The 25,324-nt window shown below is 30.7% G+C and carries 25 protein-coding genes and 2 pseudogenes; 11 read left to right on the top strand and 16 right to left on the bottom strand.

The window, feature by feature from the left end; all coding sequences use genetic code 11:
* Nucleotides 1-62 precede the first annotated feature (62 nt).
* The 7 genes from F0000_RS15200 to nadC form a co-directional block, all read right to left on the bottom strand.
* Nucleotides 63-368 carry a DUF6660 family protein gene (locus F0000_RS15200; protein ID WP_149625581.1) on the bottom strand — a complete coding sequence of 102 codons (306 nt, stop codon included), beginning with the start codon at nt 366-368 and terminating at the stop codon, nt 63-65.
* Between the two features lie 568 nt (nt 369-936).
* Nucleotides 937-1,503: a chalcone isomerase family protein gene (locus F0000_RS15195; RefSeq protein WP_149625580.1), complete on the bottom strand. Its 567-nt coding sequence runs from the start codon at nt 1,501-1,503 to the stop codon at nt 937-939.
* Between the two features lie 107 nt (nt 1,504-1,610).
* The gene (locus tag F0000_RS15190; RefSeq protein WP_149625579.1) at nt 1,611-2,042 is read right to left on the bottom strand and encodes a DUF2147 domain-containing protein; all 432 of its coding nucleotides are present in this window, start codon (nt 2,040-2,042) and stop codon (nt 1,611-1,613) included.
* A gap of 286 nt (nt 2,043-2,328) precedes the next feature.
* A complete protein-coding gene (locus F0000_RS15185) occupies nt 2,329-2,892 on the bottom strand; it encodes a chalcone isomerase family protein (protein ID WP_149625578.1) in 564 nt (187 codons plus the stop codon).
* A gap of 155 nt (nt 2,893-3,047) precedes the next feature.
* The gene (locus tag F0000_RS15180) at nt 3,048-3,608 is read right to left on the bottom strand and encodes a chalcone isomerase family protein (RefSeq protein ID WP_149625577.1); all 561 of its coding nucleotides are present in this window, start codon (nt 3,606-3,608) and stop codon (nt 3,048-3,050) included.
* 37 nt (nt 3,609-3,645) lie between these two features.
* The gene (locus F0000_RS15175; RefSeq protein ID WP_149625576.1) at nt 3,646-4,563 is read right to left on the bottom strand and encodes a YihY/virulence factor BrkB family protein; all 918 of its coding nucleotides are present in this window, start codon (nt 4,561-4,563) and stop codon (nt 3,646-3,648) included.
* 3 nt (nt 4,564-4,566) lie between these two features.
* Nucleotides 4,567-5,424, bottom strand: coding sequence for a carboxylating nicotinate-nucleotide diphosphorylase (nadC, locus tag F0000_RS15170; protein ID WP_149625575.1), 858 nt, complete (start codon nt 5,422-5,424; stop codon nt 4,567-4,569).
* Nucleotides 5,425-5,526: 102 nt separating this feature from the next.
* On the opposite strand from nadC, the gene rlmH reads away from it, so the two are divergent.
* Nucleotides 5,527-6,000 carry a 23S rRNA (pseudouridine(1915)-N(3))-methyltransferase RlmH gene (gene rlmH / locus F0000_RS15165; protein ID WP_149625574.1) on the top strand — a complete coding sequence of 158 codons (474 nt, stop codon included), beginning with the start codon at nt 5,527-5,529 and terminating at the stop codon, nt 5,998-6,000.
* Between the two features lie 120 nt (nt 6,001-6,120).
* Here rlmH and F0000_RS27785 read toward each other — a convergent pair whose 3' ends face one another.
* Together F0000_RS27785 and F0000_RS15155 are read right to left on the bottom strand one after the other, a co-directional pair.
* Nucleotides 6,121-7,497: an expansin EXLX1 family cellulose-binding protein gene (locus tag F0000_RS27785; RefSeq protein WP_188112135.1), complete on the bottom strand. Its 1,377-nt coding sequence runs from the start codon at nt 7,495-7,497 to the stop codon at nt 6,121-6,123.
* A 748-nt stretch (nt 7,498-8,245) separates the two neighbouring features.
* Nucleotides 8,246-9,067, bottom strand: a complete 822-nt coding sequence (locus F0000_RS15155; RefSeq protein WP_149625573.1) for a hypothetical protein — start codon at nt 9,065-9,067, stop codon at nt 8,246-8,248.
* Between the two features lie 336 nt (nt 9,068-9,403).
* Between F0000_RS15155 and F0000_RS15150 the strand changes: the two genes are divergently transcribed.
* Together F0000_RS15150 and F0000_RS15145 are read left to right on the top strand one after the other, a co-directional pair.
* Entirely contained in the window at nt 9,404-10,300 is an 897-nt protein-coding gene (locus F0000_RS15150; protein ID WP_149625572.1) for a geranylgeranylglycerol-phosphate geranylgeranyltransferase, read from the top strand.
* A gap of 3 nt (nt 10,301-10,303) precedes the next feature.
* The gene (locus F0000_RS15145) at nt 10,304-10,891 is read left to right on the top strand and encodes a Maf-like protein (RefSeq protein WP_149625571.1); all 588 of its coding nucleotides are present in this window, start codon (nt 10,304-10,306) and stop codon (nt 10,889-10,891) included.
* A 66-nt stretch (nt 10,892-10,957) separates the two neighbouring features.
* On the opposite strand, the gene F0000_RS15140 is transcribed toward F0000_RS15145, so the two are convergent.
* Nucleotides 10,958-11,704: a hypothetical protein gene (locus F0000_RS15140; protein ID WP_149625570.1), complete on the bottom strand. Its 747-nt coding sequence runs from the start codon at nt 11,702-11,704 to the stop codon at nt 10,958-10,960.
* Between the two features lie 226 nt (nt 11,705-11,930).
* On the opposite strand from F0000_RS15140, the gene F0000_RS15135 reads away from it, so the two are divergent.
* From F0000_RS15135 to F0000_RS15120, 4 genes are all read left to right on the top strand, one after another.
* Nucleotides 11,931-12,866: a septum formation inhibitor Maf gene (locus F0000_RS15135; protein WP_149625569.1), complete on the top strand. Its 936-nt coding sequence runs from the start codon at nt 11,931-11,933 to the stop codon at nt 12,864-12,866.
* Between the two features lie 55 nt (nt 12,867-12,921).
* A complete protein-coding gene (locus tag F0000_RS15130) occupies nt 12,922-13,212 on the top strand; it encodes a 4a-hydroxytetrahydrobiopterin dehydratase (RefSeq protein WP_149625568.1) in 291 nt (96 codons plus the stop codon).
* 72 nt (nt 13,213-13,284) lie between these two features.
* Nucleotides 13,285-14,010, top strand: a complete 726-nt coding sequence (locus F0000_RS15125) for a YebC/PmpR family DNA-binding transcriptional regulator (protein ID WP_149625567.1) — start codon at nt 13,285-13,287, stop codon at nt 14,008-14,010.
* Between the two features lie 103 nt (nt 14,011-14,113).
* Complete coding sequence (locus F0000_RS15120; protein WP_149625566.1) at nt 14,114-14,632, top strand: hypothetical protein; 519 nt, start codon at nt 14,114-14,116, stop codon at nt 14,630-14,632.
* Here the strand turns inward: F0000_RS15120 and F0000_RS15115 are convergent.
* The 5 genes and pseudogenes from F0000_RS15115 to F0000_RS15100 all read right to left on the bottom strand — a co-directional run bounded on the left by F0000_RS15115 (nt 14,629) and on the right by F0000_RS15100 (nt 19,148).
* The gene (locus F0000_RS15115) at nt 14,629-15,186 is read right to left on the bottom strand and encodes a 1-acyl-sn-glycerol-3-phosphate acyltransferase (RefSeq protein ID WP_149625565.1); all 558 of its coding nucleotides are present in this window, start codon (nt 15,184-15,186) and stop codon (nt 14,629-14,631) included. The two genes, F0000_RS15120 and F0000_RS15115, sit on opposite strands and share 4 nt — an antisense overlap.
* A gap of 33 nt (nt 15,187-15,219) precedes the next feature.
* A pseudogene (locus F0000_RS28305) lies at nt 15,220-16,260 on the bottom strand (iron-containing alcohol dehydrogenase family protein); the annotation flags it as partial.
* Nucleotides 16,261-16,356: 96 nt separating this feature from the next.
* Nucleotides 16,357-17,061, bottom strand: a pseudogene (gene kdsB, locus F0000_RS28300) (3-deoxy-manno-octulosonate cytidylyltransferase); the annotation flags it as partial.
* 79 nt (nt 17,062-17,140) lie between these two features.
* Nucleotides 17,141-17,704: a DUF4126 domain-containing protein gene (locus tag F0000_RS15105; protein ID WP_149625564.1), complete on the bottom strand. Its 564-nt coding sequence runs from the start codon at nt 17,702-17,704 to the stop codon at nt 17,141-17,143.
* Between the two features lie 13 nt (nt 17,705-17,717).
* Complete coding sequence (locus tag F0000_RS15100) at nt 17,718-19,148, bottom strand: ATP-dependent RecD-like DNA helicase (protein ID WP_149625563.1); 1,431 nt, start codon at nt 19,146-19,148, stop codon at nt 17,718-17,720.
* Nucleotides 19,149-19,284: 136 nt separating this feature from the next.
* Between F0000_RS15100 and F0000_RS15095 the strand changes: the two genes are divergently transcribed.
* From F0000_RS15095 to F0000_RS15080, 4 genes are all read left to right on the top strand, one after another.
* Entirely contained in the window at nt 19,285-19,938 is a 654-nt protein-coding gene (locus tag F0000_RS15095; protein WP_149625562.1) for a hypothetical protein, read from the top strand.
* The gene (locus F0000_RS15090; protein WP_149625561.1) at nt 19,913-20,743 is read left to right on the top strand and encodes a DUF3822 family protein; all 831 of its coding nucleotides are present in this window, start codon (nt 19,913-19,915) and stop codon (nt 20,741-20,743) included. Before F0000_RS15095 ends, F0000_RS15090 begins: the two co-directional genes overlap by 26 nt.
* 1 nt (nt 20,744) lies before the next feature.
* Nucleotides 20,745-21,281 carry an RsmD family RNA methyltransferase gene (locus F0000_RS15085; RefSeq protein WP_149625560.1) on the top strand — a complete coding sequence of 179 codons (537 nt, stop codon included), beginning with the start codon at nt 20,745-20,747 and terminating at the stop codon, nt 21,279-21,281.
* Nucleotides 21,282-21,951: 670 nt separating this feature from the next.
* Nucleotides 21,952-24,162: an ATP-binding protein gene (locus F0000_RS15080; RefSeq protein ID WP_149625559.1), complete on the top strand. Its 2,211-nt coding sequence runs from the start codon at nt 21,952-21,954 to the stop codon at nt 24,160-24,162.
* Nucleotides 24,163-25,140: 978 nt separating this feature from the next.
* Here F0000_RS15080 and F0000_RS15075 read toward each other — a convergent pair.
* Nucleotides 25,141-25,324, bottom strand: a 184-nt coding sequence (locus F0000_RS15075; protein ID WP_255452765.1) for a transposase, incomplete at its 5' end; no start/stop codon positions are given.

Raw genomic sequence — 25,324 nt, 5'->3', positions numbered from 1 at the left:
TATTACCTATAAACAGAAGTCTGTATAGGAACTATTATTCATGTTAAAATATTAAAACTGAATCAGGCTTTGGGTGGTTGCAGTATTAACTTATGATAGTCATGTCCAATTTTATCAAAATGCATTGAAGATTGTTGTATAACAGTTGGCTCAATAGGCACGAATGCAATTAATCGAAAATCAATAGTATGTGCCTGACAACAATGACAATAACAAAAAGGAGAACAAAGATCATCTGTATCGTGATGATGACCACTATCAGTTTCCTCGCATATTTCTATATCAAAAATTTCAGATGCACAGAACACATCATTACAGGGGACAAAATTAAGTCCTAGAAAATAAATTGTTAGTATGATAATTCTCATTTTCACAGTACAAATATAGTAGAATTATTTTGCAATTAAATCACAAAACAGATCATTTAAATAATGAACTCATCTTGAGAAATGCTTTGACCTGAAAAATTTACATTTTACATGCTAATTTTGTTTTTTCTACCGTAAATGGCTATGATGAAAAAAAATACGTCCATATAGCACAAAAGCCAAACTTTTCGTTTGAAAACCACTACGCAAGATGAGTTCAGTAGAAGACAGTAAATCTGTAGTTGTAAAAAGTATTTTTTTACGAAATATAGTAAAGAAATTAACCCAGCAGAAGGTTATATTTCTTTTAAAAACAAAAAGATAAAATGAGAGTTTATTGCATAAATTATAAAAGCCTAATCGGATAGATCGGACTTTTATATCATTTCTGTTTTACAATTATTTATCAAAACTAGTTCTTTTTTGTTGATACTTCAACGTAAAAAGAGTACCTAGAATAAATCGTGCTTTAATTTTCTTTTTATATCCAAGTAAAAAATATAATTTCTAGGTACAGATGTTAACACCAGAAATAGAAACTATATTTTGGGATACTTAAAATTTACTTCTATCCATTTTTACCTAGCATTCCTCCTTTAATAAGTTCACAGGCTGGTTCATTACCTAACCAAATTTTAAACAAAGCATATTTAAAATCTCTTCCTTCAATATAGCCAACTTCTTCTCCATTTTTAAAAGTTCGAACACCTTTTCCTTTTATATATACCAGATCGAAATAATCATTAATCTGAGTTGGTACTGCAAACAATTCCAGAAATTTATCAATTCTGGTATCAAGTGCTTGTGTATTGCCAAACATAGCATCATCAAAACCTTTTCTAAATACTTTCTGCATTCTTTTGTTCGTCACCTTTTTAGAAATAATATTCAACCGAATAGCCATACTTTCATCTGTATCAAGGACTTTTCTGTCATCTTTATACTTATTAACAGTATACAATCCCCCAGAATAAGTTTCTACTCCGAATACCTTACGAACTCCTGCTCCATTCAATGTAAGTTCTTCTCCTTCAAAAGTTACTTTGTAAGGAATAACTGCGTCTCCAACTCTAATTTGAGCTGTCATCATCGTTGTAATAACCAATAAGATAGATAGAGTAATTATATTTTTCATTGTTTAGTTTTTTTTAATTTACAAAAGTTTAGTTGACCTATTATAAAAAAACTAACAAAAAAAAATGTTAAAATTTATAAAACACTTATTTTAGAAAACATCTGATATCATACTTTGATCCATTTTTGTGTTCTATACAAAAATGCTATATACCCTCTTACATTCAACACTTTTGGATGATCTCGATCAATCCATATCTTACATCGATATACCTTTCCATTTTCTGGATCCGTGATAGTCCCATCCTCATACACATCTCCATTTTTTTGTAATTCTTTAACAATTACCATTCCTTCAATTGGTTGATTGTAATCAGAACCGCTACACTTTGAACAGCGCTTATTTCTATCGGGTTCTGTCAATATTTTATAAATTTTACCAAATACTTTATCGCCTTTCTTATAAATCTCTACAATAGAACGTGGTTCTCCTGTGGTATCATCAATAGTTTTCCACTTGCCTATAATATCATGTTGCTGTGCATTTACTATGCAAAAAAATAACAAAAAAGGAATAATAAAAATTTTAGAAATATTCATATATTTTTTATGATTTTATAATTGATACGATTTATAACTAAAAATTTCGCATATTCATCGTTTCTTTTTCCTTTCTACTTCGTTTAAAAAATAAACCGTAGCTATAGCTATGCTTGATTTTTTTGCCTTACATAAAGAAAAAATAATTCAATGAATTTATACGAATTTTTTAATCACAAATCGTATGATACTCATCTTGAATTTAGATTATCAAGATAGAAAATATGATAAAAACAAAAAAGCTATCCTTATCCGGATAGCTTTTTAATATATTTCAAGTGAAAAACTATTGTAACCCTAGCATCCCATTTTTAATTTCTTCACTAGCTGGCTCGTCTCCTAACCAAATCTTAAACAATGCATATTTAAAATCACGTCCTTCTATAATCCCGAGCTCTTTGCCATTTTTGATTGCCTTTACTCCTTTATCTTTTATGTATATAATATCAAAAACATCATTCTTCACAATAGGTTCGCTAAAAAATTTGATAAATTCATTAATCCTTTTGTCCAATGCTTTTGTATTTCCAAAAGTTGCTTTGTAAAAACCATCTCGTACGGCTTTTATCATTTTCTTTTGTGTCACAAAACCTGATACTATATTTAGTTTTATAGCCATGGTTTCATCTGCATCCAAGATTGCCCTAGGATCCTTACTCTTATTTTGTAAATAAAGACCTCCAGCATATAAATCAATCCAAAGCATTTCTCTCATACCTGCCCCATTTAATTTTAGGTCTGTACCCCCAAAATTTTCTTCATACGGTAAGACAGCCTTACCTACTCTAATTTGGGCAGTGATAGTAGTTAACGAAATAAACGCTACTATAAATAAAAAATATTTTTTCATTCGTTATAAAAGTGTTAATTGAGATGTATATTTAGGTTAATTATAATCTCATTTTTTTGCAAATGTACTGTTTTTTTCCTATGCTTGCATAGTATTTTTCCAAAAAATATATAGAAATAGTGTTTTTAAACGTTAAAAATACACTTTTTAACCTACTAAGAACCCAGCATTTCGTTTTTCAAGCCTTTATCGGCTGGTTTGTTTCCAATCCAAATATTAAATAATGCCTTTTTAAAATCTAATCCTTCTACATATCCTTTTTCTACTCCATCTTTATAGATAATACTTCCTTTTCCCTTTACATATACTATGTCATAAATTTGACCTTCTTCAATTTCTTCTTTAATAAATCCAACAAACATATTTATTCTTTTATCGAGTGAAGCAGTATTATTATTGGTAGATTTCTCAAAGCCTTCTTTTAATGCTGAAACCATTTTACTTCTAGACATCATACCTGATAGGATATGTAATTTTATTGCCATGGTTTCATCTGCCTGTGCTATATCACTTGCATTTGAGCTTTTTTTCTGGAGGTACAATCCTCCTGCATATATGTCAAAAAAGAACTTCTCTCTCAACCCTGCTCCATTAATAACCAAGTTTTCTTCATTAAAGGTTACTTGATTTGGCAATATAGCATCCCCCACTTTGGTTTGTGCATGCATTGCTGTTGTAATTACCAAAAGAATAAATAATAGATTTAGTTTTTTCATTTTTCTTAAATTAATCTGTTTTTTGTTGTTAAATATATTAAAAATTCCTTCTTAATTTAATAAGAGACGCATTTAATTCAAAACCTAATAGTAGTAAATTTGCATTAAGCCATATATATAACATCAATATTAACATTGCCCCTATAGAACCATATAATTTATTATAGTTAGAAAAATTATCTATGTATATACCAAATAAATAGGTGGTAATCATAATAAGAATCGTAGTCATGAATGCCCCTGGAGAGAGAAACCTATTCATTTTCCCTTCTGTAGTACCAAAATAAAACAAGGTTGCTATCACCAGAAAAATCATTAAAACAAATAATCCAAATTTTCCAAATTTTAACCAAAATATAGTATTATCCACTACGCCCATTTCTCCTAAATTATCCAATAAATATGTGAAATATAGGGTAACTATAATTGTAATTAACAATAAGCATGCCACAATTATTGATACTCCTAATGCCACTATATATTGTTTTACAAAATTACGATTTAAGGTAACATGATAAGAGTACTCAAAACCTGAAAAAACCGCATTAATACCATTAGTCATTAAAAACAAGGAAAGTATAAAAACAGTAGATAACAGTCCTCCTCTGGGGTTGGATGAAATATCGTTATATATTTCTTCAAAAAATTGTTTGGATTGATTTGGCAAAGCAGAATCAATAAATTCATAAAATCTCACATCAAATTTATCTATAGGAACATATGGAATTAAGTTTAAAAGAAACAACAAAAATGGAAACAGAGACAAAAAGAAACTCCAGGATATAGCACTAGCTCTAGCAGAAAATGTTCCTTTAATAATACCAATGGTATAAATCTCTATTAAATCGTAAATGGATAACCCTTCAAACCCGGGAAGGATAATTTTTTTTCCAAGTTTTACAACAATATTTAATATCGGAATTTTGGCGAGTCTATCTTCAATTGGTTTTGACATATATTATACCGCTTTCAGGCTCAAATCTAAATTATAAATAGAATGTGTTAATGCACCACTACTAATATAATTCACTCCGCACTCTGCATATGCACGTATCGTTTCTTCATTGATGCCACCACTCGATTCTGTTAAACAACTATTGCCTATAAGCTCCACTGCTTTGCGGGTATCTTTATAATCAAAGTTATCAATTAGTATACGATATACTCCTGAAGTTTGCAGTATTTCTCTTATCTCTTCAAGATTACGAGCTTCTACAATAATTTTTAAATCTTTTTGGGTATCTGTCAAATACTTTTTTGTTTTCTCAATGGCTTTGGTAATCCCTCCTGCAAAATCGATGTGATTATCCTTAAGCATAATCATATCATATAAGGCAAACCTATGATTTTCTCCTCCTCCTATTTTTACTGCCCATTTTTCTAAAGCTCTAATGCCAGGGGTTGTTTTTCTTGTGTCAAGAATTTTGGTTCCTGTTCCTTCCAATAATTGCACAAAATGATTCGTCTTAGTAGCAATTGCACTCATACGCTGCATTGCATTCAATACCAATCGTTCTGCTTTTAATATAGATTGAGAGTTCCCCGAAATATAAAATGCTACATCCCCATAAACTACCTTGGTACCATCTTCTAACAATATTTCTATGTCTAGAGTTGGATCCACGTAATTAAAAACTTTTTTGGCAAAATCAATTCCTGCCAGTATCCCTTTGTCTTTTACCAGTAATTTGGCTTTACCAGTGGTTGTATCTGGAATACACGCTAATGAACTATGATCTCCATCACCTACATCTTCTCTAATCGCATTAGCTATTATTAAATCAACTTCTTTATCAAATTGAGCTTTTGTAATCATATTGAATGGTTATTTTTGCTAAAGTAAAAAAAGAAGTCGGAAATTTACTTCTTCGGCGTTTTTTTAAGTCAATCTGCTGTATGAAAGCTTAAAACAAATAAAATGACCATCAAGTTAATTGCCGTTGGCAAAACAGATCATAAACTATTAGAAAATCTTATAAATGATTATGTAAAGAGGCTCGGTTTTTATATCAAGTTTACTTTTGAAATTATCCCGGATATTAAGAATACTAAAAATCTTAGTGAAGTTGAGCAAAAAAGTAAGGAAGGGAAACTTATTTTAGACAAAATAAATACGGCTGATGTATTAATTCTATTAGATGAAAATGGTAAACAATATGATTCTGTTTCTTTTTCTGAAGTACTGCAGAAATATATGAATAGTGGTCTAAAACAATTGGTTTTTGTTATTGGAGGACCTTATGGATTTAGTCCTGATGTCTACAATCGCTCGAATACGAAACTCTCATTATCAAAAATGACATTTTCACATCAAATGATTCGATTATTTTTTATCGAGCAATTATACCGCGGGTTTACCATTTTAAGAAATGAGCCTTATCATCATAGATAATATCAATTCTGACCAAGCGCTATATAGTTTTGACTGTGATTCTAACAAAAAAAATATAAAAAACTAAAAAACTACTACTGATTAAAAGCACAGTAGTAGTTTTTTAACTTTCTAAGTATATTATTCTACAACGATTCTTTGTTGTTTATCAATAGTACCTCCCTTAATATGAACGATATAAATCCCTTTTGACAAATCTTGAGTTTTTATCGTTTTATCTAACATCTTTCCATAAAATTGTCTAAATACTTCCTGACCTTTTAAATTGGTAATAGTTACCTGAATATTTTCTATTTCCTTTTTAAAATTAAAGTTTAGTATTCCATCTTTTACAGGATTAGGGTAAAAAGTTACTCCAGTTTCTTCTGTTAAAGATTCTTCCTGCTCAGGAGAAAAATCGCGTCCAAAATTTCCCAATATATTAACTCTAAACTTTTCCCACTCTCCAACAGAAGTTCTATTACATATCATCGGTAAAGTTCCATTTTGTGAGCTTACATATTTGTTGTTATTACCTTTAAAAGAAATCTGACCATTTCCTGAATCAATTACAGTAAACTTCTCCCATGACCCGATAGAAGATCTGTTACTATTCATAAAGAAATTTCCATTTTCTGAACTTATGTATTTGTTATTATTATCTAAAAGAGCAATCATATCATTTCCAGCATCAACTACTGTAAATTTTTCCCACTCTCCAACAGAAGTTCTAAGACAAGTCATTGGTAAAATCCCATTCTCTGAACTTACAAACTTGTCGTTATTACCTTTTAGAGTTATTATAGAACCAATTGGAAGAATATCCTCTGTTCCTGATATGCAATCTGCCGGAGTGCTAAACTGTACTCCTGTATCAAAATCCTGATCGACGTTAATAGGTACATCATTTATTACCAATTGTTCTCCAATATCAGACGTAATCCTTAAACTCATCGGAGATTCTATCCCAGTTGGCTCGATAAAAAAGTTATATAATTCTCTGTTTACATTTACCCAGCTACCATTCTTTAAATATTCCATTTTAGACATCCCTCTTTTGATATCTCTAAACTGTATTGCTGTCCAGTAGATACTAGATCCAGTTTTAAAATTAATTTTAATAGTGTTATTGGACAATGGACAAGGAACATATTTCCAACTAATAGGTACTATACCATCTATTGGGTTTGCTATCATAGCAAAAGCTTCTTGTGAGAGGTTTACATCCCCTTCTTTACACTCTGGACATCTATCCACTACTTTTACAATAGCACTACCACTAGACCCTGTTACCTCCAGACAAGCTCCGCAAGCATTACTCCCATCATAATCTACGGTATTTAAGGCTGCATGCATAAAATCATCAATCGCTACTGGTAAAGAACAATTACCCCCGGAGCTGCCTGATACTCCTCCATAAAAGGTAGCTTCTCCATTTTTTATTCCATCGTTACACTGGGCAATCGAATTGTAAAAAAATAGGCAAAAGACACAAAAAATAGCATTAATAGTTCTCATAATTTAATTGGTTTTAAAAGATTATATAAATAAAAACAATAAAATAATTAAATACCCTATTACACCATTTAATAAAGTCTCCCCGCTTAACTTACAAATCACTAGTTATAAATTTATTAACCCGCATATTACATTAATTAAAAATTTCAAGCAGACCTCTACGAATTCTATAATTCAAAAATAATTATCACAAACAAAAGAATATTTATACGTCAATATTCTATGTTCAAACCATTAAATCACAACTTGTCATTACCAATACCATATTTTAATTTTTACTACTGAATCATTAATCAATATTGTATAAAAATCTCGTCTCAATTCATTATAAATAATGAACAATTTTCTAATACTACGCAACATATTGAACAAATTAAAATGTAGGAGATTCATGTACAATCACAACTCGCAAATTTATTAGATATATTTCTAAAAAAAATAGTCTAATTTCCAGAATATTGTTCATTCCAATTCTTCTAATAGTAATGAACTCATCTTGGCTTTTTATTTTTAACATAAAATGAGATAAAATTTGTACAGATGATACATTTTTTTGAAAAGCATCGCCTAACTACGCCTGAAAAAAATAAGGAAATATGAGTCAATTTTATCCATTTTTCAGGAAATAGAGAAAGTAAAAATGAGTCCAATTTCTAAAAGAATCAAAAAAACACCCTCCAGAGAATTACGCTGAGGTTATTAATAGTTGAACTCAAAAAAAATTACCTTATTGATGTGACTTATATTTTTATTTTTTAGCCTCTAGTTTCTCTAATCTTGATTGCAATTCTAGAAACTTTTTATTTTGCAATTTTAATTTTTCAATTTCTTTATGCTGCTGTATTGTATACAAAGTCAATTCTTCAATCTTCTGAAGTAGTTTAGCGTTCATCTTTCCCAAAAAGATTCCATTTTTCTCAACTTCAACGGCACTTGGAATATCTTTTAAATGCCCTTTTTCTTTTATATGATTTTCTACTTCTGCAAGCGTAGGTAATTCATAGTCCTTGTAAAAGACAAAATCAGACCAACCTGTCTCCACCTTAATCTCTTTTGCTCTTATATTACCATTCACAGCTAGTTTCCACGAACCGGGAGATAATGTACCTATACCAACATTACCATTATCTCTAATCAATAATTTTACTTCATTTGATGAATTTCTAAACTCTAATTGCCCATAACCAGACCAAATTCTAAAATCTGCCGGATTACTTCCTTTTCTGGTCAATCTTAAGTTTGCATAACTATTTTCGTTCTCTATCGTCAATTTATCACTGGGCATAATGGTTCCTAACCCTAAATTTCCATTATCATCCAAAGATAATTTTACTTCATTTAATGAATTTCTAAACTCTAGCTGCCCATAACCAGACCAAATTCTAAAATCTGCCGGATTGCTTCCCTTTCTTGTTAATCTTAAGTTTGCATAACTATTTTCACTCTCTATTGTTAATTTATCACTGGGTGTGAGAGTTCCGACACCAACATTTCCTGTTGATTCTAGCCTATTTTGAGCACTTAATCCAAAAGTAACTCCGAATCCAATCAATAAAAGTATTTTTTTCATTTCTGTTTATTTATCATTTCTAATTAATGTCATAAGTATTTAAAATGTTACCCTACTTTTTATATTTTTTTTCAAATATCCCTTAATTATTCAATTCTAACCTAAAAAATATCTATTCAAATTTGTTACCTGTTTTTGTACTTCAAAAAAATGTTTCTTTTCATTTCAGTATTTTTAAAGCAGAATTGGTAGTATTCTACACAATAAACTTTATTCCTAAAGAATGAGTCAAAAACGAATAATACTGCCAAATTTTATCCATCAACAACAATTGACTCATACGGTTTAGAAAAGATTAATTATTACATTTGCGGACTAATTGATTTAATCCTTTTTATGTATCCATTCTTAAAGCTTATCAAATTTGATAACCTATTCCTTATCGCTATTGCACAGTTATGTGTGAAATATGGTCTTTTTGACCCTTTTGGTATCGATATTACTTTAAATGGTTTCGGGATTACCCTATTGGTATTGTCTACTATATGCATTACTGCTGCCGGAAATATTGGTATCGAAATTTACACCTCTGAGCATACTAATGGCTTACTAAATGGGGTTATTTCAGAAAAAGCTGCTAATCTATGGTTTATTATATTCAATGTTATTGGAGTATTGATCGGGTTTTATATGAGTAATTTAATTGGCAGACCTGGTTTTGTTGCTTTATTTATAATTATTTCTGGAGTATTCTATATATATGCCTCTTATCTGAAAGAAATAATAATTCTAAAAAATCTGATTATAGGAGTACTCATAGCTTTAAGTCTCATTGTAATTCCTATTTTTGACTTATTACCTGCCATAACAGACAAAAACAGAGCTTCTCAAACCGTATTTTTTTCTATCGTAATGGATTATGCAATATTCGCATTCATTATTACTGTCATAAGAGAGATTACTAAAGATTGCATCACCATGGATAAAGACCATAATGCAGGGTTAAACACGATTCCAATTACGCTGGGAAAAGACCGAACGGTAAAACTTATAAGCGGATTAATTATTATTCCTCTGGGATTTGTTATTTATTACATCTACACCTATCTCTTTAGCAATACCATAGCTGTTATTTCGGTTTTAGGATTTATAATTGCGCCCTTGTTACTATTTATGTTTAAAAGCTGGAACGCAGAAACTAATAAGCACTTTAATATACTTAGTGTTATTCTTAAAATTGTATTATTTACGGCTTCGCTATCATTATTACTATACCAATTTATTTTAAAATAAACTATGCTAAAAGAAGTACTTAAAGATTATAATCTTATACTTGCATCCGGATCACCTAGAAGACAGCAATTCTTTAAAGACTTAGGCTTGAATTTTACAATTCGGCTAAAAGAAATTGATGAAATCTATCCTGACAACTTACAAGCTGAAGAAATATCAGATTATCTTGCCAAATTAAAATCAGACGCTTTTACCTCTCTAAAATCAAATGATATTTTGGTAACTAGCGATACTATTGTATGGCATAAAGATAAAGCTATAGGAAAGCCAAAATCTCACGCGCAAGCTAAACATATGATAGCCTCTCTATCTGGTGACACCCATCAGGTAATTACCTCAGTATGTTTTAAAACAATCAATACAACTAGGATTATTAATCAAAAAACCGAGGTCACATTTAAAGAACTTACTCAGGAAGAAATAACATACTATGTAGATAATTTTTCTCCATTAGATAAGGCCGGAGCGTATGGGATTCAGGAATGGATTGGTTATATTGGTATTACTCATATTGATGGCAGTTATTTTAATGTAATGGGATTGCCTGTTCAACTTGTTTATGATACGTTAATTGAAATTGTAAAATCATAGCCTTATATCCAACCTAAAATACTGTAGGTTGGATATAAGACTATTGAATATTAAACGTTAACAAGATTAGAAAATACCCCCGTTATTACAATTTTCTGCTATCAAACTAATTGACCTTGCAGTACTGATCAGACCACTCGCACTAACTGCTTTGACTGAAACAATATATTCTCCTGGTTGATTCACTTCGACTAATGCTGTAGCTGGATGAACTGGACTTTTTTCTAGTTTAATACCAAAACCTGATGGACTGATTGTCCATATATAATCTACTGCACATTCAACATTAGATACCCAGAGTGCATTTGATACGGTATTAGTACAAAAATCGCCATTATTAGGTCTTGATCCCAAAAATATATCAAAAGTTATTGCTCCTGGTCTGGCGGGTGCAGTATTTGGAGGGCATTCTACTACTCCGCAGGAACTTAATTCTAATATTGAAGTACAATTTCCTACTATTACTTGTATTTCTCCACCTCTAAATTGACTAGTAAACCTTATAGTAACAAAATTACTTGTGGCAGAGCCAATAATAAAAACTCCATTACCACTTCTTATTGACCAACGGATTGCTGCTCCATCACCAAAAGAATGTCTAACCGAATATTCTCTATCACCTGTAAAGCATACAGGGTCTGGTGATCCAACTATTCTAGTGCATTCAGGATCACTAATAGTTTTTTCAATATTGATATTATTATTGGATAATTCGATCTCATTTTCTTCAACTAGCTCATATTCATTTACCTCACAAGAAATGAATATTGAAATAAGAAAAAGAATCCCTAAAGATTTAAAAAAAGTTTTCATAATAATACATTTTTAAAAGTTATTTTATAAATCGACAATTATTTTTAAGTCAATTCTTCAATAATTAATGTCTTTACTATCGGATTTGTTACCTCTAAAATGCATCAAACCTTTTTTTAAAAGCAGAATTATTTAAGAAACAGTCGTTACCAAAACGTTAATTGAAATTGCCAGCTCATAGCTTTATTGTAATTTGCCATGTTAAAGATTTTAAAAAAATTATAGTATGAAAAAGTCACTGCTATTATTTGGAATATTAGGCATATTAGTAATTATTGCTTGTAGTAATATAAAAGCGGATAAAGCAATCAAAACTACTACCGAAAAACCTGTGCAAATCAAAAAACCTGCTAAAGAGCTTTCTGAAGATTTCAAAAAATATTGGTACTCAGGTACTGCAGAAATAACGTCATATCAGCTTGAGCAAGCCAGATATGGAGAAATTAGAAAAGGAAAAACTGTACTTATCTATGTCACAGAAGATTTTTTGTCCAGAGAACAGGTAAAAGCAGACGATCAAAATGATACAAATATCCCTGTGCTTAAACTCAATGCCACTAAAAAATTTAATACGGGCATTTATCCGTACTCAATTATGCAAAGTACATTTTATCCTGTATCAGATAATCAACATGCACTTAAGATTTCGAGCTCTATGCAAGAATGGTGCGGACACGTATATGCACAGCTAAACAATCGTGAACAATATGAAATATTGTCTCACTCCTATTTTCAAGGAGAAGCGGATCAGGAATTTAGTCTGAACAAAACTATCCTAGAAAATGAACTGTGGACAAAAATAAGAATTGATCCAGATAATTTACCCAAGGGAAATATAGAGATTATACCTTCTTTTGAATATTGCAGGCTTAGACATAAAGAAATTAAAGCATATAGTGCCATAGCCAACTTACAGAACGAAAATGATTTTTATACATATACCATTGAATATCCAACTCTAAGCAGAACAATAAATATTACCTTCAATAAAACTTTTCCCTATGAAATCGAAAGTTGGAGTGAAACATTCAAAAGTGGTTTTGGAGCTAGTGCTAAAGAATTAACTACAAAAGCTATTAAAATTAAAAGAATTAAATCACCGTATTGGGGTAAAAACAGTAATCATGATGAAGTTCTTAGAGAGGAATTAGGCTTAAAATAAAAATGGACTACCCTAAATTGAAATAAAACATAAAAAAACACTAATCATACCGAACATGAAAAAGCTATCAGAACAAGAAATACAGGAACGTCTAAAAAGTATTGATGGATGGGAATATCAAGATAACGCAATACATACAACCTTTGAATTTAATGATTTTAAAGATGCTTTTTCTGTAATGGCACGCATCGCTTTTGAGGCTGAAGCACAGCAACATCACCCCGATTGGGCTAATGTTTACAATAAACTAGCAATCAGCTTGTCAACTCACGATGCAGGAGGTGTTACAGAAATTGATTTTGCACTTGCCAAGACAATTGATGAAATCATCGTAGGAGATTCTTAAATTCATTCTCATTGAGTTTGTTAAAAAAAACCATTCTACTTATGTTTGTATTTTAGATCTTAAAATTATATTATGGGAAGAGCTTTTGAATTCAGAAAAGCACGTAAAATGAAACGCTGGTCGGCAATGGCCAAAGCATTTACGAGAATAGGTAAAGACATTGTAATGGCTGTAAAAGAAGGAGGACCTGATCCTGCTTCTAATTCCAGACTAAGAGCAGTTATACAAAATGCTAAGTCTGTGAATATGCCAAAGGATAATGTAGAGCGTGCTATCAAAAAAGCTTCGGATAAAGATCAGGGAGATTATAAAGAAGTGTTGTTTGAAGGTTACGCTCCCCACGGTATTGCAATTCTGGTAGAAACAGCTACGGATAATAATAACAGAACTGTAGCAAATATCAGATCGTATTTTAATAAATGTGATGGAAATCTCGGTACATCGGGCTCGGTAGAATTTATGTTTGATCATACCTGTAATTTCAGAATCAATGGTGAAGGTCTTGATCCAGAAGAATTAGAACTCGAGTTTATTGATTTTGGAGCAGAAGAAGTTTTTCAGGATGATGATGGTATATTAATATATGCGCCTTTCGAGAGTTTTGGTGCTATCCAGAAAGAGCTAGAAAGCAGAAGTATCGAAATTCTATCCTCCGGTTTTGAACGTATCCCGCAAGTCACTAAAAAAATATCTGCAGAACAAGCTGCCGATGTAGAGAAGTTATTAGAAAAGATTGAAGAAGATGATGATGTTCAAAATGTATATCATACGATGGAAGAATCTTTTTCTGAGAGCTAAAAAACAAAATAATTGTAATTATTAAAGAGATTACCTTAATAAGGTAATCTTTTTTTGTTATGTTTATTGTAATGTTTCGACAGAAATAAAAATTAGCACTACTATGAAGCAACTGATTTTCATTGCCTTATTCTCTATTAGTTTATTTTCTTATTCCCAACAGCACATGAATAATGATGTCCTTGGTGAAATTATAACTAAAAATGCAGATACCCTTGGTGGAGTGACTGGTAACTGGCAATTCGTGTATAAAGAAGTACCGATGCTTTGTATCACTGATGCTACTAATAATCGCATGCGAATTATTGCACCTATTACAGATTCCGGGAATTTGGATAAAGATTTATTGTTAGATTCTTTGACAGCTAATTTTCACTCTGCACTGGATGTTAAATATGCTATATCTAATGGGATTCTATGGTCTGCATATGTTCACCCTTTAAAAGAGCTCACTCCGGAACAAGTAGAAAGCGCAATTTCGCAAGTATATTTGGCTACTAAAACTTTTGGAACTACCTTTTCCAGTACTGAATTAATTTTTGGAGGAGGAAATGTTGAAGAAAAAACCAAAGAGAAAGAAGAAAAGCAAGAGATTAAGGAAGAAAATACACGAAAATTCTAAGTATCTGGAGTAAAACTATATTCTGGAATTTTTCCTTTTACATCCTTAAAAAAACTATACATGAATTGAAGATCTTGTTCAATATCATCTGTTGGATAAAACGGTGCTGAAATTACGTTTTGCTTTTTCCCAAAGTCGAATGTTACCATAATAATGGGGACATTGGCTGCTTTTGCTATATAATAAAATCCGGTTTTCCAAGATGATACTTTCTTTCTGGTCCCTTCTGGCGCCAATGTAAGTCTAAGTTCGTTTCTTTTCTCAAACTCTTTAGCTATTGCATCTACCTTATTCTGACCCGAAGTTCTATCTAGCGGTATACCTCCTACTCTTTTAAAATACCATCCTAACGGCCATCTAAATAGTTCTTTCTTGCCCATAAAACTAATCTTAATATCATCTACCTGACGAATCAACAGTCCCATATAAAAGTCATGCCAGCTTGTATGAGGTACAGCGATAACAACACACTTTTTTATATTTTCTTTGTCAAAATCGCCTATCATCTTCCATCCCAGAATCTTATGATAAATAAAAGATGAGAGTCGTTTCATAATAAACTTTAGATAATTTTTGAAAAGATAAAATTACAATGTACGATAAATTGCTTTAAGAATATCTGCGTTTATTTCATCTTGCCAGTTTTTACCCAATGCATTCTCCCATAATGGCACCAACCCAAGTGCTACAGATACCATTGTATCCAATTGCTCTTCTGTTACATTAGTGCAGACACCTGTAGGAAGATGAATATTATGAATCTCTTTCATTCTCTTAAATAGAGCCACTCCTTCAGGGTAGTATTTACCTAACTTATCAAATACTATACAATTACCTATCCCGTGTTTAGTGCCCAAAACATATGCAAGCCCATAACTCATAGCATGAGCAACTCCTACCTGAGAATAAGCAATGCTCATACCACCATGCCAAGAAGCCATCATTAGTTTTTCGCTAGCCTCCATCTTATCCAACGTATCTTCTAAAAAAATTTCTTTGCACAAATCAAAAGCCTTTTCGCCATAACTTTGGCTAAAAGCATTCAAAAAAGTACCATTTAACGATTCTATACAATGTATATAACAATCCATACCTGTATAAAACCATTGATCCTTAGGAACATTTATTGTCAATTCAGGATCTAATATTACCTGATCAAAAGGTGTAAAATCAGAATTAATACCCAGTTTACGTTCTGGACCTGTAAGCACTGTAGTGCGTGACACCTCTGCTCCTGTTCCCGAAATAGTTGGAATACCTACATGATATACTGATCTATTATGAACTAGATCCCATCCTTGATATTTAGTCGCACTTCCTGGATTATTAAGCATTATAGCTACTGCTTTTGCCAGATCCATAACAGATCCACCACCAATACCAATAATACCACTGGGTAAAAATGAAAATTCGTCTTTAATTTCAGAAACCAAAATATCTACTTGAGCCGTTTTTGGCTCTTCTTCTGTTGAGACATATACTATTTTGTCATTACCAGATAATTGTATTCTATTCTCAATAAATACCGTATTATTTTTAAAAACATCATCGATTAAATAAATAAACGGTGCTCCATTTTTGCGTTCAGGAGAAATAATTTCTTTCAATTGATCAAAAGAACCATTTCCAAATACTACTCTTGGTACCATCGGAAAATTCTTGTGAATAGATTGTTTTTTCTTCGTAATTGTAGCTTCTATATTCAAAAAAGTTTCCTTATTTATTATTTTTTTTGCTTTTTCCAAATCTTCCGGAGTATCTATTTCTACACCTTCGTGCTTCGTTTCTACCATTTTGATATTTTTACCATACTCCAGAAATCGTATACATTCGATTTTTTCTGAAGCTTCTAATGTCCTCATGGGTAAGTGGTAAAAATCTAATATCGCTTGTTTTCTAAACGCATAAATTCCCTTATGCTTATAATATGTATGATGTATTTTTTTATCTCTGGGATATGGTATAGGAGCACGAGAAAAATACAAAGCATAATTATCTCTATCTACAATTACTTTTACACTATTAGAATTCACGATATCATCCCAATCATTCATAGGAGTCATTAGGCTTGCTAAATCAATCCGATCTGCATCGTCTCCTTTAAAGACTTCTAGTACTTTCTCCAGACTTTCTCTCTCGGTAAATGGTTCATCTCCCTGGACATTTACAACAATGTCAATATCCATTTTTTCAACAGCCTCTGCTATTCTATCACTTCCGCAATCATGCTCTTTAACACTCATGATAGCTTTTCCACCATGAGAAGAAATTTCATCAAAAATGATTTCATTATCTGTAACCACATAAACATCATCAAATAGTGATGTACTAACAGCGGCTTCATACGTTCTTAGAATAACTGTTTTCCCACCTAGATCCTGCATCAACTTTCCAGGAAACCGAGATGCGGCATATCTCGCGGGAATCATCGCGATAGTTTTCAGCTTAGTTTTGTTCAAAATTGCTTGCTTTTTTGCAATGTCAAAAATAACTTTTTTATATCTATTTTCAAGAAGACCTTGAAAATAGTTTTTTATAAACTTTTCTTAATCCAAATAATATCAATACTACTAAAATAATTGCCAACGGGGCTAAAAAAATAGAAAGTACCGACATTATAGAAGCAGTACCTGTTTCAATAGTTGCTAGTAAAGGATTTGCTAATCCTCCTGTTGTAACTGTTGATGTTAATCTGGATGCACTCATAGTACTTTTTACAGTTGCAGCCGTACCTCCACCAGCAATGATAGCTAATGCCCAAGTAACTAAAGGGCTCACATCAACTAGCGTAGATACCATCACGGCAGTTCCTGCTATTGCTGCTAACGGAATTGCAATGGTATCAAGTAAATTGTCAAACCATGGAATGTAGTAAGCAAAAATCTCGATTATCGTTGCTATAGATAAAACGATTAAGGTTACAGTACTCCCTACCCACTGCCAATCAGAATTTAGTGGAATTACACCATAATATCCTGCTATGCTTACTGCTAACAATGGCAAAAACACTCTAAAACCGGCAGATGCTGCCAATCCTATACCCAAACAAATACTCAAAATAGTTTCTTGCATATTCTAAAACATATCAGTTTTCTGTAAAAAAATCATCTTTAAAACCAATAAGATATAATTTTTCTTTTGCGCGTGTAACTGCCGTATACAACCACCTTAAATAGTCTTTATTAATAACTCCGTCTGGAAGATATGGTTGCTCAATAAATACAGTATCCCATTGACCTCCTTGAGATTTATGGCAAGTAATTGCATAGGAAAATTTTACCTGTAACCCGTTAAAAAACTTATTATTCTTTACTCCAATAAATTTTTTATATTTTGATTTTTCATCTTCAAAATCTTTCATTACCTCTTGGTACAATTTGTTTGATTCCTCATAAGACAGTGAAGGTGTCTCTGATGTCAAGGTATCCAGTATCAATACAGTTTCTATATGTTTTTGATCAGGATAATCTACCATCGCCATCTTAACTTCAGCAAAACGAAAACCGTATAACTCCTTAATAGCATAAATTTCTAATATTTTAATTATATCGCCATTGGCAATAAAACCTGCCTCACTTTTAGTGTCTAACCAGAAATAATTATTTTTAACGACCATTAAATAATCGCCTGCAGAAAGTTCTTCTTCTTGAAAAAGTATTCTGGAACGAATTTGTTGATTATAAATATTAGCTCTTTTATTAGAACGCAAAATAATAACTGATTCTTCATGCCCTTTACTGGCATATGATTCATTGAGTGCGTCCATAATATCATGACCATCTACTAATCTGATAATATCTACATAATCTGAAATATCAAATTGAAAAGAATCATAGAACCCTTCATTTAAAATATCTCGTAACGATGTTGCGTTCATTAAAATCCCACTATTCTCTGCTTGCCTTACTACTTCGTCTAATTCGATCTGTGTTACATCTTTATGAAATCCCAGGGATAATGTATCTGGATCTAATGCAGGGCTTACTTCAAGTTTTACTGGTGGTAATTGGGCTGTATCTCCAATAAAAAGAATCTTACAGTTATGACCAGAATATACATATAGCATTAGATCATCTAATAATGATCCATTTTCGAATAGTTTATTATCACTCGGAGTGTCAGGAATCATAGACGCTTCATCAACAATAAAAATCGTATTTCTACTTTTATTTTGTTTTAGCTGAAAAGCCATCCCTCCATTAGTATTCTTTTTTGGATAATATATATTACGATGAATTGTCTGTGCCTGTCTCCCAGAATAATTACTAATCACCTTTGCAGCACGACCGGTTGGTGCTAATAAAACAAAATTTAATTTAGCTTTCCAAAGGTTTTTTACTAAAGTACCTATTAAAGTAGTCTTCCCTGTTCCTGCGTACCCTTTTAATAAAAAAAGGGAGTTTTTATCCTCAGACAGTATAAACTGAGATAGCTTTTGAAGCACAATATCCTGTTTTACAGTTGGTTCAAAAGGAAAATCGTCTTTTAAAAACTGATAAAATTCTGTTTCCCTCATGAAAAATCAATACCCATTAAATTCATATTCTGTTAATAAATCAAAGATAACAATGATTTTTTGGCTTTAAACTTTTACGATTAAAAAAAAATTGTAGATTTGCGTATACACTAATGTCTAAAAGCTAAATTATAAAATGAAAATTGTTCTTCAATTAGTTCTATGGGTAGTCATCGCAGCCTTAGGATACATGGTATATAATTCTATTATAGGTCCTGTAAAATTTAATAAAGAGAAAAAAGCACGCTACGCACTAGCTATTAAGAGTTTGAAAGATATCCGACAAGCAGAATTAGCTCATAAAACAGTTACTGGAAAATTTGAAAAGGATCCGACCAAGTTAATTACTTTTATAGATACTGCTAAGTTTACACTTACCCAGCGAAGAGATTCTAGTTTTATCAGGTTTAATAAAGTTTTGCAAATTGATGAACCTAGAGATACTGTGGTGGTTGATACTCTTGGCTATGCGTCTGTAAAAGATTCTTTGTTTAAAGGAACAGATCGTTATAAAAATATGATGACTGTACCTGTAAAAGGTAAGGATGCAAAATTTGAACTGGATGCTGGTTTTATCGATAAGAATGGGATCAGAATAAGTGTTTTTGAAGCTAAAGTATCTAAGGATATTCTGCTACATGATCTTGACAAAGACTTATTATATCAAGAAAAACAATTAGTATCTGTAGAAGGTGTCGATGGACCATATCTATCCGTAGGTTCTATGGCAGAGGTAAATACTACAGGTAATTGGCCTAAAACCTATGACTCAAACGATAAAAAAGAATAATATTTCAGAAATTACAAACTATATATTGTCCATTCAGGTAAGTCTGAATGGACTTTCTTTTTGTGTCCTAAATCAAGAAAATGAAGTTCTTGTGCTGGACTATGACAATTTTGGGATACAATTATCTCCGCAACAGGTACTTGACAAAATAAAATATACTCTTGACCACCATCCAAAACTAAAATATGAATTTAGTACTATCGAGATTATTTATCAAAATGATCTTTATACCTTTGTTCCCAAAGCCCTTTTTGACCCACAATTATTAAATGAATATCTTTCATATAACATAAAGATTCTGGATAGTGATTTTATTGCTTATGACGAATTAGAACAACATGATATTGTTACTGTTTATATTCCTTATACAAACATTAACAACTTCTTTTTTGAAACATTTGGTTCTTTTACATTCAAACATTCTTCAACTATATTAGTGGATAATATACTTACCAAAGAAAAAAATAATGAATCAATTTTAGTGTATTCACACATGAATTTCAAATATTTTGATTTGGTTGTTGTTAATAAGGGAAAATTAATATTAAGTAATTCATATATTTATGAAAACAAAGATGACTTTCTCTATTATTTGATGTTTACAGCAGAACAGCTTAGATTGAATCCCGAAGAATTTCAACTAATATTTTTAGGCAATATTTCTAAAAATAGTGACTATTATACCATTGCTGATAAGTATATTCGAAATATAAATTTTGGACATAGAAACCACACATATAAGCTACCAGAAACTATGCATACAATAGAACCACATCAACATTTTGTTTTACTAAGTCATTTTTAATATGCGCATTATTTCAGGAATATATAAAGGTAAAAGATTACAAGCCCCAAAAAAACTACCAGTTCGTCCTACCACAGATATGGCAAAGGAAGGCTTGTTTAATATTTTAAATAATCAGTATACCTTTTCTCAGACTTCATTATTAGATCTTTTTTCTGGAACAGGTAATATAAGTTATGAATTTGCATCTCGTGGATCAAATAAAATTACTGCTGTAGATTCTCATTATGCCTGTGTCAGTTATATAAAAAACACTGCTCAAGAACTTAATTTTGAAATAGAAACTATAAAAAGTGATGTCTATAATTACCTGGAGAAGGTAAAACAAAAATCAGATATAATTTTTGCAGACCCACCTTATGACTTTACCGCAACGCAGTTTAAAAAAATTGCAGAATTAGTTTTTCAAAATAATCTTCTTAATGAAGATGGAGTACTCATCATAGAACATTCTAAACATACAAAAATAGAAGATTCAAATCATTTTAGTCACTCCCGTAGATATGGAGGCTCTGTTTTTAGTTTTTTCGAAAAATAGTTATTATACAGTTACTATTTCGCAAACCGTTATTATATTTCTCCAATCCCCTTACAGTATCGTTATACCTCTAAACAAAACAGATGGTTCATTGTTATTGGTTATGCCGTTCTCAAATGAAATTATCTACTAATACGATTTACGGGTGAGAATTTCGTAAAAATAATGGCAAGGATTTTTCGCTAGATTGATGAATCAAATTAAAGAATAGCCATAGCTATTGTTTCATTTTATGAAGAAAATATAGTAGAAAAAGAATGTCATTAGATGCGAAATTTTTATTCGTAAATCGTATAATACTATCAATTTAATAAATTCTTAATCTTAGTAAAATAGCTCAGGGCAGGCCTACCAGGCATTTATTGAAAAAAAAATGATTTTGAAGCAAGCCTCCATCTAAACTCTCTATCATCGAGTAAATATAATATAGGGATTTACTGAGTAGAAAAAAATTAGCGTACTTTAAGCTAAAACCAGCTCAATTACATCCGGAAAAAAAGATTTGTAAACTTATTTTAAGTATAATTTATAAATACAAATAAGAAAGTTTAATACTACACTAATTAATAATAATCACTAAATAATAGTTTTTAATCATAAAAAAAGGCATTTAATCTGTTGTTTTTGTTATTTTTTAATATATTTGTTTACCCCAAAATTGAAATAGATAATGAAGAATTTTAAAATTCTCAAATATATATGTTTTATATATATGCATTTATTTTATGTCGTTGTATATACGCAACAATATGAGGAAATGTCATTTCATGAACTAAAGAGTGCAATCATACATACAGAAGAACATTTAAATTCAATAGGTAAAGCTAATGGTATTAGGATTATTGAATCAATAATTGATATCTCAGAAAAATTTAATTCTAAACAAGAATATTATTTAAAAGGGTATTCTTATAATTTTCTTGGAAAAATACACTTTTCAACCAAAGATCATAAAGAAGCACTTAAAAGTTATAAAATTGCAGAATTGTTTATAAAAGAGCTCAAAGACTCTCCAGAATTGACAATAGACATAAATAATAATATTGCTTTGGTTTACATAAATGGATTTAATAAACCTAGAAAAGCTCTTAAAAGAATAAAATATATACAGGATAATTTTAATGATTTAAATGAAAAAACTCAACATCTTATTGCATTAAACCTTGCAAATGTTTATATAAAAACAAAAGATTATAATGAAGCACATCATTTACTCGAAAAATGTGAAAAATATTTTATTAGTCGAAGACAATATATTTCAGAATTGGTTACTACGTACACTAGCTATGGAGATTATTATCATCACAAAAGCAAATACAACAAGGCCATAAAATATTATGAATTAGCCGCTACTATTGCAGAAAATAATCAGCTTTTTAGGCAAGCAATGACTATTTACAAAAAGTATGAATATCTGTTAGTCAAAATTGGTAAAGAAGATAAAGCATATAAAATTCTTAAAAAATACACTAAACATCATCAAACTGCCCTTGATATAGAAAAATTAGAAGCAGAACAATACAAAAAGCAGTTAATAGTAAGCGAAGAAAAAAATACTATAGAAACACGAAAAGCAAAACAATCTCAAACCATCTCTATATTTACTATATCTCTTCTTTTACTATGTCTAATATTCTTTTGTTTCTTTATATATAACCATAGAAAAACAAAAGTTCTGGGAAAATCTCTGACCTTAAGAAATAAACAGCTCAAAATTGCAAAAGAAAAATCTGATCGCCTTGCAGAGGTTAAAACAAAATTCATTTCTACTGTAAGTCACGAACTTAGAACTCCATTATACGGAGTTGTAGGATTATCATCAATTTTAATGGAAAGAATTAAGGATGAAGAAAACCATCGGTTTATAAAATTAATGAAGTTCTCAGCAGATCACTTACTTAATTTAATAAATGATGTGCTTCAGGTTTCTAAAATGGAATCGTATGAAATACGTCTAGACAAGTCCCTATACAATATTAAAAACCTTGCAGACGATATTAAAAATTCATTTGAATATCAGACAGAAAAAAATGGAAATGTATTGCATCTTAATTTTGATAGTGATATCCCAAACTTATTGATTGGAGATTCAGTACGATTATCGCAAATCTTCATTAATCTTATTAGTAACGCTAATAAATTCACCAAGAATGGAAATATTTGGTTGAATTTCATTAACCCAGTTATTACCAATAATAGGGTCAAGATTACTTTTGAAATAAAAGATGATGGAAGAGGAATTCCTATAGATAAACAAGAAGTAATTTTTGAAAAATTTTCCCAAGCTAATTCTAAAGATCATACTACAGGAACAGGTCTTGGATTACATATCGTAAAAAACCTTGTTCAGCTCCATGGAGGGGATATTAAAATAAAAAGCGCTCCTGGAAAAGGAACCACCTTTTATTTTTCAATTTCTTTTGAAATTGACTTAACCAACAAAACGAATAATAAGTTAGAAACAGCTAAGAATTGTATCACTATTTTAAACACTAAAACTTATAACATTCTAATTGTTGAAGACAACAAAATAAATCAAATAGTCACACAAAACATTCTCAAAACAAAAGGTTATTATTCTGAAATTGCAAGTGATGGACTTATAGCAATAGAAATGGTTAAAGAAAAAAGATATGACCTTATATTAATGGATCTAAATATGCCAAATATGGGCGGTATGGAATCTACCAAAATGATTAGAAAATTTAATCATAATGTTCCTATTATAGCATTGACAGCATCAGATACTCAGGATACAGTCGAAGCAATTCTTCATCCAGATTCAGGTTTCAATGATTTCTTAAGAAAACCATACAAAAATGAAGAGTTCTTTCGGAAAATTGAAACAAATATTAACGGTAAAATTTCAAAAGCTTCATAATAATATTAATTATTCAGTAAAATCTAACACTTGTGCTATATATTTAACAACTTAGCATCAACCAATATAACTTTGATCTATATTTATAGTACTCATTGAACTATCACTAAGAACACTTCATTTTTAATCGCATATTCAGGCTAAATTTTAGCGTGTGGCTTACGCTCTTACCACTGATAAAAGGACAATGATACGTATCTGAATAGAAAAAAATCTTTGAGCAAAATTTATTAATGTTAATTTAAGTATTAACTATTAAAATAAATTATTGTGCACAAAAAAAATAACAATTAAAGCTAGTCAAAAATTTACAAAGAAAGAACAATCCTATGTCCTCAATCAATGTAGTTCAAATGGCCCATGAAATACTGGAGAAAGTTGTACAAATGAATCACAATCCACTTCCATTACTCCCAGGATTTCCTGTTTCTTGTATGAGAAATTTCAGAATGTTATGAGATTCATTCAATGAAAAATTATCAAATCTCATGTAATACGATTTATAACTAAAAATTTCGCATATTCATCGTTTCTTTTTCCTTTCTACTTCGTTTAAAAAATAAACCGTAGCTACAGCTATGCTTGATTTTTTTGCCTTGCATAAAGAAAAAATAATTCAATGAATTTATACGAATTTTTTAATCACAAATCGTATAATACAAATTACGGTTATCTATTTCGCATAAAAAGCATTTAGATAGTGATGATTTCCAACAATAGATTTTATTGTTTCTTGTCTCATACTTTCAACAAATTGCTTCAGCCAATCTTTTAATTCTTTTAAATTATTATACGTTTTATTTTTGAACCTCTTTTTTATATAAGAGTATGTTTAAAAACCCTTCTACCTGCTGGTCATTACTTTGACAACCTTGACTTTACTTCAAATAAGCAACATATCTCGATATGTCGTCGATTTGAAGTGTCGTCAGAACACCAAACTACTGACAATCAGTTTGCATTGTTTTTAAACATGCTCTAAGCCCAGACTTGCTCACAAGGATTTAATTCGGGAGTATATGATGGTATTCTGAGGAGTTTAATATTTTCAGGTATTTCCATATCTTTTGTAGAATGAAATCCAGCATTGTCAATGACCACAATTTTTAACTCATTAGGCTTATGTTCTGATAATTGCTTTAAATAATTATGAAAAATATCT

The organism is Aquimarina sp. RZ0 (genome assembly GCF_008370685.1).
Lineage (GTDB): Bacteria > Bacteroidota > Bacteroidia > Flavobacteriales > Flavobacteriaceae > Aquimarina.
The sequence above is the reverse complement of the archived record's forward strand: the minus strand, read 5'-3'. Positions and strand labels throughout refer to the sequence as shown.

Bases quoted from the DNA above. Each gene is read 5' to 3' on its own strand.
- F0000_RS15120 (WP_149625566.1), top strand. From the start codon at position 14,114: ATGAAGCAACTGATTTTCATTGCCTTATTCTCTATTAGTTTATTTTCT.
- F0000_RS15090 (WP_149625561.1), top strand. From the start codon at position 19,913: ATGACTCAAACGATAAAAAAGAATAATATTTCAGAAATTACAAACTAT.
- F0000_RS27785 (WP_188112135.1), bottom strand. From the start codon at position 7,497: ATGAGAACTATTAATGCTATTTTTTGTGTCTTTTGCCTATTTTTTTAC.
- F0000_RS15185 (WP_149625578.1), bottom strand. From the start codon at position 2,892: ATGAAAAAATATTTTTTATTTATAGTAGCGTTTATTTCGTTAACTACT.
- F0000_RS15100 (WP_149625563.1), bottom strand. From the start codon at position 19,148: ATGAGGGAAACAGAATTTTATCAGTTTTTAAAAGACGATTTTCCTTTT.
- F0000_RS15180 (WP_149625577.1), bottom strand. From the start codon at position 3,608: ATGAAAAAACTAAATCTATTATTTATTCTTTTGGTAATTACAACAGCA.
- F0000_RS15190 (WP_149625579.1), bottom strand. From the start codon at position 2,042: ATGAATATTTCTAAAATTTTTATTATTCCTTTTTTGTTATTTTTTTGC.
- nadC (WP_149625575.1), bottom strand. From the start codon at position 5,424: ATGATTACAAAAGCTCAATTTGATAAAGAAGTTGATTTAATAATAGCT.
- F0000_RS15125 (WP_149625567.1), top strand. From the start codon at position 13,285: ATGGGAAGAGCTTTTGAATTCAGAAAAGCACGTAAAATGAAACGCTGG.
- F0000_RS15130 (WP_149625568.1), top strand. From the start codon at position 12,922: ATGAAAAAGCTATCAGAACAAGAAATACAGGAACGTCTAAAAAGTATT.
- F0000_RS15175 (WP_149625576.1), bottom strand. From the start codon at position 4,563: ATGTCAAAACCAATTGAAGATAGACTCGCCAAAATTCCGATATTAAAT.
- F0000_RS15095 (WP_149625562.1), top strand. From the start codon at position 19,285: ATGAAAATTGTTCTTCAATTAGTTCTATGGGTAGTCATCGCAGCCTTA.
- F0000_RS15080 (WP_149625559.1), top strand. From the start codon at position 21,952: ATGAAGAATTTTAAAATTCTCAAATATATATGTTTTATATATATGCAT.
- F0000_RS15135 (WP_149625569.1), top strand. From the start codon at position 11,931: ATGAAAAAGTCACTGCTATTATTTGGAATATTAGGCATATTAGTAATT.
- F0000_RS15115 (WP_149625565.1), bottom strand. From the start codon at position 15,186: ATGAAACGACTCTCATCTTTTATTTATCATAAGATTCTGGGATGGAAG.
- F0000_RS15195 (WP_149625580.1), bottom strand. From the start codon at position 1,503: ATGAAAAATATAATTACTCTATCTATCTTATTGGTTATTACAACGATG.
- rlmH (WP_149625574.1), top strand. From the start codon at position 5,527: ATGACCATCAAGTTAATTGCCGTTGGCAAAACAGATCATAAACTATTA.
- F0000_RS15085 (WP_149625560.1), top strand. From the start codon at position 20,745: ATGCGCATTATTTCAGGAATATATAAAGGTAAAAGATTACAAGCCCCA.
- F0000_RS15140 (WP_149625570.1), bottom strand. From the start codon at position 11,704: ATGAAAACTTTTTTTAAATCTTTAGGGATTCTTTTTCTTATTTCAATA.
- F0000_RS15105 (WP_149625564.1), bottom strand. From the start codon at position 17,704: ATGCAAGAAACTATTTTGAGTATTTGTTTGGGTATAGGATTGGCAGCA.
- F0000_RS15200 (WP_149625581.1), bottom strand. From the start codon at position 368: ATGAGAATTATCATACTAACAATTTATTTTCTAGGACTTAATTTTGTC.
- F0000_RS15145 (WP_149625571.1), top strand. From the start codon at position 10,304: ATGCTAAAAGAAGTACTTAAAGATTATAATCTTATACTTGCATCCGGA.
- F0000_RS15155 (WP_149625573.1), bottom strand. From the start codon at position 9,067: ATGAAAAAAATACTTTTATTGATTGGATTCGGAGTTACTTTTGGATTA.
- F0000_RS15150 (WP_149625572.1), top strand. From the start codon at position 9,404: ATGTATCCATTCTTAAAGCTTATCAAATTTGATAACCTATTCCTTATC.